The following is a 13,407-nucleotide window of genomic DNA, read 5'->3' as shown; positions in this document are numbered from 1 at the left end:
CATTCTACTTTGCATGGGGTTGTTTTCGCGATTTTGTGTCCGAGCCCTGTGGTGTACCGCCGAAGCGGCGCTCCAGCTTCACCACTTCGCGCAAAATCCGAACGTTCAGGGCAAGCCGGCAGGGCCCTGGCCGGCCGAACGCAAAAAGCCCGGCCTCCTCGCGGAGACCGGGCTTCTGCTCAAGGACTAGATCAGCCGCGCGTGCGCGAGCGGATCATGAAGCTGTCGTAGGTGTATTCGGCGACCTGCCACCACAGATACTGGTCGGAGCGGTAGGCCTGCATCGCGTCGATCGACTTCTTGAAGTCGGCATTCTTGGCGGAGATCTCGGCCCACAGCTCGTTGGTCGACTTCAGGCAGGCTTCCAGCACTTCGTTGGTGAAGGGACGAAGCTGTGTGCCGCCGGCCACCAGACGCTTCAGCGCCGTCGGATTCTGCATGTCATAACGCGCATTCATCCAGCTATTGGCGTTGGCGCATGCGTTGGTCAGGATCGCCTGGTAATTCTTCGGCAGCGCATTCCACTTTTCCAGATTGACGAAGGAGTGGACGGTCGGGCCGCCTTCCCAGAAGCCTGGATAGTAGTAGTACTTCGCGACCTTGGAGAAGCCGAGCTTTTCGTCGTCGTAGGGACCGACCCACTCGGCCGCGTCAATGGTGCCCTTTTCGAGCGCGGGATAGATGTCGCCGCCGCCGAGCTGCTGCGGCACCACACCGACCTTCTGCAGGACCTGGCCAGCGATGCCGCCGATGCGCATCTTGAGGCCCGACAGGTCGGCAACCGTTTTGATCTCCTTGCGGAACCAGCCGCCCATCTGGGTGCCGGTGTTGCCGGTGGGGAAGCCGATCACGCCGAACTTCTTGAAGAACTCGTTGCCGAGTTGCTCGCCGCCGCCCTGATACCACCACGAGTTGTTCTGGCGCGCGTTGAGGCCGAACGGGACCGAGGCGAAGACCGCAAAGGTTGGATCCTTGCCGACATAGTAATAGGAGACGGTGTGGCACATCTCGACGGTGCCGTTGGAGGTCGCATCAAGCGCCTGCAGGGCCGGCGCGAGTTCGCCGGCCGCGAACACCTGGATCTGGAACTTGTTGTCGGTCATCTCGGCGACGTATTTCGACACCTGTTCAGCGCCGCCATAGATGGTGTCGAGCGATTTGGGGAAGCTCGACGTCAGGCGCCATTTGATCTCAGGCGATGATTGCGCGATCGCCGGCGAGGCAACGGCTGTCGCGGCAGCACCGGCCGCTGAAACCTTCAAAAAATCACGACGCTTCATTCAAGTCTCCTTAAGACGGGGCGTTTCCCATATTCCTCGAGCAGTCCTCCGGCGGGGCGAATTCCACGTCATCCGGGGCGCTCTGGCGGGGCGGCTTTAACACGGAAGTTGGCTGTCGAAAACGCGACAAAGGCATGACAGCACTGATTAAACCAAAGTCTTAGGAGGACCGCATAAAGCGGCCTCAGGCTGCGGCAATGGCGCCCTGAAGCTGGTCACGAACCTTGTTCCCGATGGCCCGGTAGATCGCGGCATGCGGACCGTCCGGCTCGCTCGCCACCACCGGGTTACCGTCATCGGAAGTGGTCCTGATCGACATGTGCAGCGGAATCTCGCCCAGGAATGGCACGCCCAGCCGCTCCGCTTCATGCCGCGCGCCGCCATGACCGAAAATGTCCGAGCGCGTGCCGCATTCGGGGCACTGGAAGTAGCTCATGTTCTCGACGATGCCGAGCACCGGAACGTTGACCTTCTTGAACATCGCAAGCCCTCGCCGCGCGTCGATTAGCGAGAGATCCTGCGGGGTCGAGATGATCACCGCACCCTTGAGCGGCACGTTCTGCGCCAGCGTCAATTGCGCATCGCCCGTGCCGGGCGGCATGTCGACGACCAGAATATCGAGCGTGCCCCAAGCCACATCGCGCAGCATCTGGGTGATCGCCGACATCACCATCGGCCCGCGCCAGATCATCGCGGTGTCTTCCTCGACCAGAAAGCCGATCGACATGATGGCAAGGCCGAAGCGCTGGATCGGAATCATCTTCCTGTTGTCGTCGAGTTGCGGCTTCTCGTTGATGCCGGTCAGCCGCGGCACCGACGGACCGTAAATGTCGGCATCGAGCAGGCCGACGCGCAGGCCCAGATCGCGCAGACCCAGCGCCAGGTTGAGCGCGGTGGTCGACTTGCCGACGCCGCCCTTGCCCGAGGCCACCGCGATGACGGCGGCAACGCCCGGAATCTCCGCCTGCTTCGACATCGGCGACGCCCCGCCTTGCGGCGGACGGTGGGCGGACGCCGGTTGCACGCCGGGAGAATGTGAATGCGCTTGCCGGTGCGGCGCAGGCGCCGCCTGTGGCGAGCCGGGCTTGCGTTCGGCCGTCAGCGCGATCATCGCAGCAGTGACACCGGGGATCGCGCGTACGGCGGCCTCGGCCTGTGCGCGCACGCTCTCCCAGGCACGGGCCTCAGCGGCGTCGACGTTGATGGAGAAGAACACCTTGCCGTCGGTGACCGAGATCGCCGACAGCACGTTGGCATTGGTCAGGGGCACGCCACGGGGCGAGGCCACCCGGCCAAGGGAATCCAGAACCTGTTGCTGCGTAACGCTCACTCGCGCATCTCCTGAAGCCGTTTCGGTCCTGATTGAGAACCCGGCCCTACTCTGTTGTATTGACGCGCTTTCTCGACGCGACCGGCCCACGTCGGAGCAACCGAGAAAGCCGCGGTCCAAAACGCTACGTCAGTCCGATGCGACCCATAGAGCGGTTCAACGCAAAAGGCTACCTCGCTCCCACGTCATCCCGCCGTTCGGCGGGGGCAGCAGCCGTCTGCTCCTTGGCCGCCTCGTAGTTCAGTTCGATCATGACGCCGTTGGGGTCATTGACGAAGATCTGCCAGAGGTCGCCGCCCGGAACCTGCCGGGAGTCGTACGCCATGCCCTTCTGCTCCAGCCGCCGCTTCATGCCCTCAAAGCCGTAGCTGGCAAACGCGACATGGTGGACGACGCCGGAGTCGGGCTTCTGCGGTTCCTCGGTCTTGGAGATATCGACGAGGTGCACCACCGCCTTGCCCTCGCTGTACATCCACGCCCCGGGGAAGGCGAAGTTGGGCCGGGCGCCCTTTTCCAGTCCCAGAATGTCCTCATAGAACCGGACCGTATCGGAAAGGTTGCGGGTCCGGATGTTGAAATGGTCGAGCACGCCCACGCTGACGCCCATGCGATATCACTCCCTTTTTTGTGAGGTTCTTGAGGCCCGTATCCTAGCACAGTTCCGGCCCTGCCCGCCAAACGAAGGCGTTGCCCTCCCATGCGCAGCTTGTATGGTGCGGCCTCCCTCAAGAACACCGTCCGGCCAGCCCAATGTCGCCGGCAAAACTTCAAGGTAGCACACATGGCTAAAGTCGCTTTTCTCGGTCTCGGCGTAATGGGTTTCCCCATGGCAGGACATCTGGTGAAAAAAGGCGGCCACGAGGTGACCGTGTACAACCGGACCGGCGCCAAGGCGAAGGATTGGGCGGACAAATTCGGCGGACGCGCCGCGCCGACGCCGAGGGCCGCGGCCGAGGGCCAGGACTTCGTGATGTGCTGCGTCGGCAACGACAATGATCTGCGCGCGGTCACGACCGGCACTGAGGGCGCCTTCGCCGGCATGAAAAAGGGCGCCGTATTCGTCGACCACACCACCGCCTCCGCCGAGGTTGCCCGCGAGCTCGATGCCGCCGCCACCAAGGCAGGCTTCAAGTTCATCGACGCGCCGGTGTCCGGCGGCCAGGCGGGCGCGGAAAACGGCGTTCTCACCGTGATGTGCGGCGGCAAGGAAGATGCCTATGCCGCGGCCGAGCCGATCATCGCCGGCGCTTACGCGCGGATGTGCAAACTGCTCGGGCCCGCCGGCGCCGGCCAGCTCACCAAAATGGTCAACCAGATCTGCATCGCAGGCCTGGTCCAGGGCCTGTCCGAGGGCCTTCATTTCGCGAAGAAGTCGGGGCTCGACGTTGCAGCCGTGGTGGAAACCATCTCCAAGGGCGCGGCGCAGTCCTGGCAGATGGAGAACCGCTACAAGGCCATGAACGAGGGCAAGTTCGATTTCGGCTTTGCGGTCGAATGGATGCGCAAGGACCTCTCGATCTGCATCGCCGAGGCCCGCCGCAACGGCGCCAACCTGCCGGTGACCGCGCTGGTCGACCAGTTCTACGCCGAGGTCGAGAAGATGGGCGGCAAGCGCTGGGATACGTCGAGCCTGATGGCCCGGCTGGAGCGGTGAGTTAAAAAAACCGGTTAAAGTAGCCGAACGGGCCCCGCTTCTTGTCCCTGCAGAAGCGGGGTTCCACCTGCCCGACAGGTTAATTTTAACCTCCCGTTAACGGAAATTTTTAGCTCTTTAAGTCATCGCTTAATGATTTAGCCCCACTGATAGACAATGCAAAAAGCCCGCGCGGTTCGCGGGCAGGATTTGTGTTGTTTGATGAGTAGTCCCGCAGAAAAGCCTGAGGTTGTCCAGCTTCCGGCAGAAGCGCCGGTCGCACCGCCGGTCAACACCCGGCGCGTGGCGGCGCAGCGGGTACGCGAGGCGCGGGATCGGTTAACGTCATCAAGCGGCACCCGCCCGGCGTTCGATACCGAATTGCTCCGGCAATATGCCCAGACCCGGATATCGGCCTCCTTTGTCGTCATGCTGCTGGTGGTTGCGACCGGCGTGCTGTTCGGCCTCTGGAAGTACGCCGTGCCGGCCGCGGTCTGGACCGTCGGCATGCTCTGCATCCATTTTGCCATCATTCGCAATTGCTGGCGTTTCCTCGGCGAGCAGCCCTCGCTCGCCGCGACGCGCAGATGGCAGACCCGGTTCGTGCTGCTCGACCTGCTCTACGGCCTGAGCTGGACGGCGATCCTGATGCATCCGGCCGGCGTCGACACCGTCTCGAACACGATGATGATGTTCCTGATGCTGCTGGTGATCGCGGTGTCGAGCATGCTGGCGGCGACGCTCCCCATTGCCGCGATGGCGGCGACCGCACCGGTGACGGCGGCGATCGCGCTCAATTTCGTGTTGGGCGGAACCTTCGACAATTACGCGCTCGCGCTGCTTGCGGTCGCTGCCGAAGCCTATTTTGCCCTGCTCGCCCATCAGCTCCACTCGACGACGCTGGCGACCCTGGAAGCTCGCGCCGAAAAGGACGCGCTGATCGGTGAGCTCGAACAGGCCAAGGCGATCTCCGACGAAGCGCGGCACCGCGCCGAATCCGCCAACGTCGCCAAGTCGCGCTTTCTGGCGCAGATGAGTCACGAGTTGCGCACGCCGCTGAATGCGATCCTCGGATTCTCCGAGGTGATGAAGAGCGAAATTTTCGGCGCGCATACCGTGCCGGTGTACAAGGAATATTCCGCCGACATCCACAATTCCGGCGTCCACCTGCTCAACCTCATCAACGAGATTCTCGATCTGTCGCGCATCGAGGCCGGCCGCTACGAGCTGAACGAGGAAGCGGTGTCGCTGGTGCATGTCGTCGCCGACTGCCATCACCTGTTGAAGCTGCGCGCGAGCAGCCGCGGCATCACCATCCACGAAGTGTTCGAGCACGGCATGCCCAGGATCTGGGGCGACGAACGCGCCACGCGCCAGGTCGTGCTCAATTTGCTGTCCAACTCGATCAAGTTCACCCCGCCAGGCGGCGAGATCTGGCTCAAGGTGGGCTGGACCGCTTCCGGTGGCCAATATCTCAGCGTCAAGGACACCGGCTCCGGCATTGCCGAGGATGAAATCCCGATCGTGCTGGCCTCGTTCGGCCAGGGCTCCAACTCGATCAAATCGGCCGAACAGGGCGCGGGGCTCGGCCTGCCGATCGCAAAGAGCCTGATCGACATGCACGGCGGTACCTTCACGCTGAAATCGAAATTGCGCATCGGCACCGAAGTCATCGTCACCTTCCCGCCGGAGCGCGTCATGAGCGCACTGGCGCCGATGGTCGAAGAGGAGGCTCCTCCGTTGCAGCCGGAACCCACCGTCACAACGTCCGCCGACGACAAGCGGCGGGCGCGTCACAAACCGATCATGAGTGCAGGAACCGGTTTGTAACAGGGTTGTAGCTGGAGCGCTTGCGCAAGGGACGCAAACCATTTCACTATCGCTAGATGAGCAAAGAAACGCCGTGTATCGCAGTCTGTATGATGGACCCCAAAACCAAACTCTGCTTCGGCTGCGGACGAACGTTGCCGGAGATCGCGCGCTGGCACCGCATGGAGACCGCGGAGCGATTGGCCGTGATGGAAGGGCTTGCGGCGCGCATGGCGGAGGCCGGCCTCGTGCAAATGCCGCCGCGCACCGAGCACGGCTGATCCCGCGACGAATCTTGGGCCGAACCGGCGGAGGCGTGCTGTGATCCGCATCATGCTCGTTCTCGCGATGCTCGCCGCCACCGCCGGCGCCGTCGTCGCCTATGGCGATCCCGACCAGATCGCGCGCGCCAGCAACTCGGTCACGAAAATGCTGCGGCAACGCAGCCTGGAGCCGGCACCCGCCGTGCAGATCGCGCGCGGCAAGGCCGGCGAATTCGCGCTGCATGCCAAGATCAACGGCGTCAAGGCGCCGATGGTGATCGACACCGGCGCGACGTCGGTGGTGCTGACCTGGGAGACGGCGAAGGCGATCGGCCTGCCGATCGAGATGCTTGAATACAATGTCGACGTCGAAACCGCCGGCGGTCACACCAAAGCGGCGCGGCTGACGCTCGATCGCCTCGCGGTAGGCCAGCTCGTCGAGAAGTCGGTTCCGGCGCTGGTCGTGCCGCGCGGGCAGATGAAGACCAACCTGCTCGGCATGAGTTTTCTGGACCGGCTGGAAAGCTGGGGCGTGCAGGCCGACAAGGTGATGCTGCACGGCTATCCCGACGTCGCAGGCCGCAGCAAGCGCCGCACGGCGGCGAACTAGGGCGTGGACTGATGTCCGCTTAGCCTCCAAGAGCGGGGCAAAAGCAGACATGCCGATATCGACGCGATGGGCCAACAGTCGAAGTTCGCGGGCATATTGCCGGAATCAATTTCCGGCTCTTGTTTCCCGACCAACTTTATCTGGCCCGGATGCTCGGTCGGCTCGAGGGCCCTGGCTATCAGACAAATTCGGGCTTGTGCTCAAGAGACAACGGCAAGGAACTAGCGTGTTAGGCCTCTCTCATGCGCAAGAAGGCGCTCGGTCAGCCCTTCCGCATTCGACAAGGCGACGAGATGGCCACCGGGAATTTCCTCCAGCTCCTTTCCGAGCCTTTCACGCGCGACACGCCGTTGAAATTCGATCGGGAAAAAACGGTCGTCTCTTCCCGCAAGAACATGAATGGGGATGTCGGGCCAGCGCTCGAAGCGACAGGGCTCGCCGAAAACGGCCTCGGCTTCCTCGCGTGGTTGTTCCGGGCCGGCGCGCAGTACGTCCAGCGGCACGTCGTGCAGAAAGTACGTTCCCACATCGAATTCCGTCGCATAGCCGCGGCGCACCGCAGCTTGTTCCCGCGCTTCGGTCGCTCCTGTTGCGCCCCACCATGCACCAGCAGTCTCGCCGGGCTCGGGGATCATCGCGTTGACGAACACGATCATCCGCAGGCGTGCACGCGCGCAAACAAGGGGGGCCGTGAAGCCCGCTAGCGACTGCGCGACGAGAATAACGTCGCTACGTTTCGCGAAAGCACGGATAACGAGGTCCGCATACGCCGCGAGACCGGCGTGCCTGTCGTCGCCAGGCAGATCGACCGCGATGGCCTCGTGCCCCGCTGCGCGAATAAGCGGGACCACGCGGTGCCAATACCAAGCCATGCCGCCTGCCCCGGGGACAAGGACGAATGACGTCATATGAGTTCTCCTCTGTTGCTGTCAGATTAGTCGGTCAACGAGCTTGGTCACTTGATCAGGATTGATCTTGCAATGATGTGGGCCGGGCCGGTTGTCGGCCTTGGGCATTCACGTCGTTTTGACGGTGTACCGATCACTTCTGGTCTGCCCTGGATTTTGTTGCAAAAGTCGGTTGAGGCAGGCCACGAACCGTGATTCCGTTACGTTGACGCGAATCTCGGAGATGTCGATCCATGATGGGCCGCCTGAAGAGTGACCAAGGTCAACTGTTCTACGAGTTTCATCTTGGCGACGCGGTTCCCGAAGATCACTGGTGCGGAAGATCGATGCCGCGCTCGATCTATCCTGGCTTCGGAGCGAACTTGCACCTCACTATTCGTCGATAGGTCGTCCGTCGATCGATCCGGAGCTGATGATCCGGATACTGGTCGTGGGGTATGTGTTTGCGATCCGCTCGGAGCGGCTGATCTGCCGTGAAGTGCAGGTGAACTTGGCCTATCGCTGGTTCTGCAAGCTCGGTATCGAGGACGCTATCCCGGATCATTCGGCATTTTCGCGCGTCCGCAACGAGCGCTTCCGCGATGGAGATGTTTTCCGCCACATGTTCGAGCGGATCGTCGAGGCGTGCATCGTGGCCGGTCTGGTTGGCGGCGAAGGCTTTGCCGTCGATGCGAGCCTGATTGCGGCCGACGCTAATAAGCAACGCTCGATCGCAGGTCAGGATTGGCGCAAGGATCGCGATCCGGCGAGGTCCAGCCGCGCGGTGAAGGAGTATCTGGCGACCCTCGACGATACGGCGTGGGGCGCCGCGAGCGACGTTGTGCCAAAGTTCGTCTCGCCATCCGATCCCGCGGCCCAGTGGACCGACGCTCACAAGGGACCGGCATTCTTCGCTTATTCCGACAACTATCTCATCGACGTGAAGTTCGGCGTCATCGTTGACGTCGAGGCCTCCCGCTCCATTCGGCAGGCCGAGGTTGGCGCCGCAAAGACCATGATCGAGCGAACAGAGGAGCGCTTCGGCCTTAAGCCTGAGCGGCTTGTCGGAGATACCGCTTACGGGGCAGCTCCGATGCTGAACTGGCTGGTCGAGGAGAAAGGCATCGCGCCCCATATCCCCGTGTTCGACAAGTCGAAGCGGGATGACGGCACCTTCTCGCGCAGCGACTTTCGATATGACCCGACGAGCGACGTTTACCACTGCCCGGGTGGGAAGCGCCTCGGCACGAACGGCACCGTGCATGAGGGCAAGACCCTTCTGTATCGCGCCAGCAAGCTCGACTGCGATGTATGCCCACTCAAACCGCAGTGTTGTCCGAAAGATCCATCGCGCAAGATCCCACGCGACATCCATGAACACGCCCGAGACATTGCCCGGTCGTTTGCTGACACCGAAGGCTTTGAGAAGTCACGACGTGAGCGCAAGAAGATCGAGATGCGGTTCGCGCACTTGAAACGTATCCTGAAACTCGGTCGGCTTCGACTGCGTGGACCACGAGGTGCTCAGGACGAGTTTGTTCTGGCTGCCATCGCCCAGAACCTGCGGCGGCTCGCATTGCTGGTCGCTCGTCCACCACCCACTCAGGCTCTGTGCATTGCGTAGCGTAAAAGTTGCGTAGAGAGCGTCGGGGTCGGCGGACCAAACCCCGTCGCCCTAAGTGAAATGGCCGAACGACATCATCGGTCCCAGCCGACTTTTGCAACAAAATCTGCCAAAAGCCGTCGTTAGGACTGGAAGCGATCAATGAGGGATGGCGCCCTCATCGTTGAAAATGTTCGATCCATATCTGTAGCGACACAAACGAGGTTACGATCATCATCGCGTCAATCAACACCCACGCAATGAGCACGCCAAAGAAGGCTTCGGGATATTCCACTCGGTCATATACCCGCCTTGCTGCCGCTTCGACTGTCCCTGCTCGGACCGCTGAATGAAACACACGGGCAGTGAGATAGAGCGAGCACATTCCGCCAAGTACAGAAAGACAAAGATAGATTGTAGCTATAATCATCGGCCACTACCGATTTGCGCCTTTTCTAACCTTGCTGGTCCTGCTTGGGGATCAGACCCAGAATGGCCCAACCGAAGAAACCCACGATCACGAGCGATGTATTGATCGCGGCGCCCTCAATCTGGCCCGCCAATCCGTGCAGAATTTCCGCGCGGGGAGGCCTGCTCTTGAGCGTAATGTTCGGCAAAGACGCCAGCAAACCAACCGAAAGCGAAAGCACCAATGAGCATCATGAGATGGATCGTGGTAGAGGGGACAAATTCTTGCTTATCTTGAATGCGATCAAATCCGATTAGCCCCAACGCGCAAATGCCTGCGCAAAGAGAGGGCCAAAACGCTGCGAGCCGCCCCTGAAAGTTCCGTGATAGCGATCTAGATCGACGAAACGACACCACGGCACTCAAGACCAACACAATCAGACAGGCAGTGAGGAACATTAGAAGTTTCCTTGGCCAACCATCGCCATCTTGAAGGCAACAGGCGAGGAAATAGCGTAAATTGATTGCCTCAACCTTAAAGAGATGGCGAAAACATCAGCCAAATTGGGAGAGCTTTAGCTCGAACTTCACGACTACCGCTTTGGGGGTCATTTGCAGACGTTCGTTGCCGGTCAAGCCATGTCTACTCTTCCCCCTGATAAACAGACATCCTCAGTCGCCGTCGGGACGTCTCAAAGGAGCCCAAAGGGCAGAAGTGATCTCCGACTCGCGGCGTCGCGAAATGGCCACTGTGCGACAGATCGAGATGGCTCTGTTAAGCTACCCCCTGCTCGAGGGGAGTGGCTCGCGCGTCAGCCATGCCCATTTTAGCTGTGGAGTACGAACACATCCTCGTGTGCGTCGGAGATCGGCAATGACCATCAGAAGCTTCTGCACGCTTGCCGCCGCCATCTTTGCCCTGATCGCACTCCTGCAGTTGATCCGGATTGTGATGGGGTGGTCCGTCACCTTGAATGGCGTCGATGTGCCGTTCTGGGCGAGCTGGGTTGCCGTCGCCGTGGCGGGCGCGCTGAGCTTCGTCGGCTTTCGCGCCGCCATGCGCAGCTAAAGGCGAACGCCAGTCTGCTCAGAAAGCAAAAGGCGGAGGCGCGTTCGTGGAGCCGTCAGCCTTTCGGCCTCGACGCCTTGCGCGCCTTGTTGGCTTCCTCGATCTCGGGCTCAAGCGACTTCAGGCTCTCGTAGATTTCTGCGAGAACCGACTTCAGGTCTGAAATGTTCTTCGACGGGAAATCGCGGACCGCAACCTCCTCGAAGTGGATGGCGATCGGGATCAACTCTTCGACCAGCGTTCGCCCCTTCGGCGTAAGGTTGATCGCAACGGTGCGGCCGTTGTCCTTCAGCCGCGCGCGCGTGACGAGGCCGCGCCGTTTCATCTCACTGACCAGCCGCGACAACGTCGATATCTCGATTGTCGTCATCGCAGCGAGATCGCCGAGCCGCTGATCGCCGGTTTCCCAAAGCGCGGCCATCACGCGATACATCGGCAGGGTCACGCTGTAGCCGGCAATGCGCCTGGAAAACAGTTCACCCATCTGCACGCCGACGCGGTTGAGCAAATAGGGAAATGAATTTGTCAGCCTGTACAAGGTCTTGCGTCCTGCCTCGGTGCAACTTTTGCAATCTTCCATAGCCGGACCCTGATCGTTTTTCAAGGCAATTGTTGCATTTGAAAATTTCTATTGACTGACATTTGCAAATACAACTATTGTTGGAGAAAGTTAAGCCGTCGGAAGAGCGGATTTCAGTGGAGGAAACCATGTCGCTGGATTCGGCATCCGACGAATTGCGTGAAACGTTCAAGCGCGCGTTGCGGCGATTTCCCGCCGCAGTGTCGGTGATCACGTCATCAGACCAGAACCGCCGCCACGGAATGACGGCAACCGCAGTCACGTCGCTGTCGCTCGACCCACCCTCGCTGATCGTCTGCGTCAACCAGCAGACGCTGCTGCACGACATCATGCTCTTGGCGCGCCGGTTTTGCGTCAACGTGCTGCGCCGCGATCAGGTCACGCTTTCGTCCGCCTTCAGCGGCGCGCTTCCGGCCGAAGAACGGTTCGGGCTCGGCGACTGGATGACCTCGGCCGAGGGCGTCACCTACCTCGCCGACGCGCAGATCAACATCTTCTGCAAAAAGGCGGCCGCCGTGCCCTACGGCACGCACACGATCTTCATCGGCGAAGCCGAGACGGTGAACGTGCGCGATCCGATCGAACCGCTGATCTACCAGGATGCGACCTACTGCTTCTCGGTGCCGCACGACAGCCAGGCTGCGTGAACCGCGCCAGTCACCTGACCGCCCTTCAACCAATCGAAGACACGGAGCAAACCAATGGTATCAGTCGCCCAGTTGAAGGACGTACCGGCACAGCCGTCGCTTCGCCCTGATATCGCCGAGTTGCGCGGCCGCGTGGCGCAGATCGCGCCGCAGATCAAGGCGCGCGCCCACACCACGGAAAAGGCCGGCCGCGTTCCGGAAGAGAACATCACGGCCCTGCGCAACATCGGCTATTTCGACATCGTCAAGCCGGCGATGTTCGGCGGCTACGAGCACGATTTCGACGTGCTGGTCGAACTGAACATCGAGCTTGCGAAAAACTGCGCCTCGACGGCATGGGTCGGCGGCCTGCTCGCAGCCCATCAATGGCTGATCGCGGGATTTTCGGAAAGCGCCCAGTGCGACGTCTGGGCCAGCAATCCCGATGCGCTGGCCTGCGGCTCCTATGCGCCGGCGGCCAAGGCGATCGAGGCCGAAGGCGGCTATCGCCTCACCGGGTGCTGGTCGTTCGCCAGCGGCTGCGACAACGCGCAATGGTCGCTGTGTGCGGCGCTGGTGCCATCGAAGACCGAGAGCGGCCAGTTCGCGCCGGCCTTCCTGCTGGTCCCCGCTTCCGATTACGTCATCGACGATACCTGGAATGTCGTCGGCCTCAGCGGCACCGGCAGCAAGACGCTGGTGCTGAATGACGTGTTCGTGCCCGCGCATCGCCTGCTATCGTTCGCCGATACCACATCGGGAAAAACACCGGGCGCCACGCTCTATGCCAACAACCCCACCTTCGCGATTCCGATGCTGTCGAACATCCCTTCCTGCCTGGCATCGGCCGCGGTCGGCGCGGCGGCGGGCGCGCTGGAAGACTATCTGGCCATCACCTCCAGGCGGATCACCCGCGGCGCGGTGGCCGGCCACAACAATCGCATGGCGGATTTCCCGACCATCCAGTTGCGCGTCGCGGAGGCGACCGCTTCCGTCGACGCCGCGCGCGAGGTGCTGCTACGCGACCTCAGGGATCGTGCGGCGACAATTCGTAGCGGCTGCCCGGTTTCGGTCGAGGACCGCATCGTCAGCCGCCGCGGCCAGGCGTTTTCGGTCGCACTCGCCATCCGCGCCACCGAAGCGCTGAACGCTTCGACCGGCGGGCTCGGTCTCGATCTCTCCAACCCGGTGCAGCGTGCCTGGCGCGATGCCAACGCCGTCGGCCGCCACATCAGCATGAACTGGGACGCCGTCGGCACCATGTATGGCCAGCTCGCACTCGGGCTGGCGCCGCAGGGACAGTACTGAT

At 61.8% G+C, this 13,407-nt stretch carries 13 protein-coding genes and 1 pseudogene; 8 read left to right on the top strand and 6 right to left on the bottom strand.

Translation table 11 applies throughout. From position 1 onward, the window contains the following. Positions 1-191 precede the first annotated feature (191 nt). From V1288_RS24855 to V1288_RS24845, 3 genes are all read right to left on the bottom strand, one after another. Positions 192-1,280, bottom strand: a complete 1,089-nt coding sequence (locus tag V1288_RS24855) for a TRAP transporter substrate-binding protein (protein WP_334359544.1) — start codon at positions 1,278-1,280, stop codon at positions 192-194. Between the two features lie 184 nt (positions 1,281-1,464). Beyond that, positions 1,465-2,610, bottom strand: a complete 1,146-nt coding sequence (apbC, locus tag V1288_RS24850) for an iron-sulfur cluster carrier protein ApbC (protein WP_334359543.1) — start codon at positions 2,608-2,610, stop codon at positions 1,465-1,467. Positions 2,611-2,779: 169 nt separating this feature from the next. Beyond that, positions 2,780-3,217: a VOC family protein gene (locus V1288_RS24845; protein ID WP_334359542.1), complete on the bottom strand. Its 438-nt coding sequence runs from the start codon at positions 3,215-3,217 to the stop codon at positions 2,780-2,782. Between the two features lie 90 nt (positions 3,218-3,307). Between V1288_RS24845 and V1288_RS24840 the strand changes: the two genes are divergently transcribed. From V1288_RS24840 to V1288_RS24825, 4 genes are all read left to right on the top strand, one after another. Then, positions 3,308-4,264, top strand: a complete 957-nt coding sequence (locus V1288_RS24840; RefSeq protein ID WP_334359541.1) for an NAD(P)-dependent oxidoreductase — start codon at positions 3,308-3,310, stop codon at positions 4,262-4,264. A 201-nt stretch (positions 4,265-4,465) separates the two neighbouring features. Further along, positions 4,466-6,073 carry a sensor histidine kinase gene (locus tag V1288_RS24835; RefSeq protein WP_334359540.1) on the top strand — a complete coding sequence of 536 codons (1,608 nt, stop codon included), beginning with the start codon at positions 4,466-4,468 and terminating at the stop codon, positions 6,071-6,073. A gap of 56 nt (positions 6,074-6,129) precedes the next feature. Continuing rightward, positions 6,130-6,333 (top strand): DUF1289 domain-containing protein, encoded by a 204-nt coding sequence (locus V1288_RS24830; RefSeq protein ID WP_247516741.1) that lies wholly within the window; start codon positions 6,130-6,132, stop codon positions 6,331-6,333. 40 nt (positions 6,334-6,373) lie between these two features. Continuing rightward, positions 6,374-6,925 (top strand): TIGR02281 family clan AA aspartic protease, encoded by a 552-nt coding sequence (locus V1288_RS24825; RefSeq protein ID WP_334359539.1) that lies wholly within the window; start codon positions 6,374-6,376, stop codon positions 6,923-6,925. Between the two features lie 221 nt (positions 6,926-7,146). On the opposite strand, the gene V1288_RS24820 is transcribed toward V1288_RS24825, so the two are convergent. Beyond that, positions 7,147-7,833 carry an alpha/beta fold hydrolase gene (locus V1288_RS24820; protein WP_334359538.1) on the bottom strand — a complete coding sequence of 229 codons (687 nt, stop codon included), beginning with the start codon at positions 7,831-7,833 and terminating at the stop codon, positions 7,147-7,149. Between the two features lie 233 nt (positions 7,834-8,066). Between V1288_RS24820 and V1288_RS24815 the strand changes: the two are divergent. Further along, a pseudogene (locus V1288_RS24815) lies at positions 8,067-9,436 on the top strand (transposase). Between the two features lie 434 nt (positions 9,437-9,870). Here V1288_RS24815 and V1288_RS24810 read toward each other — a convergent pair. Continuing rightward, a complete protein-coding gene (locus V1288_RS24810) occupies positions 9,871-10,065 on the bottom strand; it encodes a hypothetical protein (RefSeq protein WP_334359537.1) in 195 nt (64 codons plus the stop codon). 632 nt (positions 10,066-10,697) lie between these two features. Between V1288_RS24810 and V1288_RS24805 the strand changes: the two genes are divergently transcribed. Next, positions 10,698-10,892, top strand: coding sequence for a hypothetical protein (locus V1288_RS24805; protein ID WP_334359536.1), 195 nt, complete (start codon positions 10,698-10,700; stop codon positions 10,890-10,892). 55 nt (positions 10,893-10,947) lie between these two features. Here V1288_RS24805 and V1288_RS24800 read toward each other — a convergent pair whose 3' ends face one another. Further along, on the bottom strand, positions 10,948-11,430 hold the full coding sequence (locus V1288_RS24800) for a MarR family winged helix-turn-helix transcriptional regulator (RefSeq protein ID WP_334359535.1): 483 nt from the start codon (positions 11,428-11,430) through the stop codon (positions 10,948-10,950). A gap of 170 nt (positions 11,431-11,600) precedes the next feature. Between V1288_RS24800 and V1288_RS24795 the strand changes: the two genes are divergently transcribed. Both V1288_RS24795 and V1288_RS24790 read left to right on the top strand, forming a co-directional pair. Then, positions 11,601-12,119, top strand: coding sequence for a flavin reductase family protein (locus V1288_RS24795; RefSeq protein WP_161855370.1), 519 nt, complete (start codon positions 11,601-11,603; stop codon positions 12,117-12,119). Positions 12,120-12,173: 54 nt separating this feature from the next. Further along, positions 12,174-13,406 carry an acyl-CoA dehydrogenase family protein gene (locus V1288_RS24790; protein ID WP_334359534.1) on the top strand — a complete coding sequence of 411 codons (1,233 nt, stop codon included), beginning with the start codon at positions 12,174-12,176 and terminating at the stop codon, positions 13,404-13,406. Position 13,407 lies beyond the last annotated feature (1 nt).

The sequence above is a fragment of the Bradyrhizobium sp. AZCC 2176 genome, assembly GCF_036924645.1.
Lineage (GTDB): Bacteria > Pseudomonadota > Alphaproteobacteria > Rhizobiales > Xanthobacteraceae > Bradyrhizobium.
The sequence above is the reverse complement of the archived record's forward strand: the minus strand, read 5'-3'. Positions and strand labels throughout refer to the sequence as shown.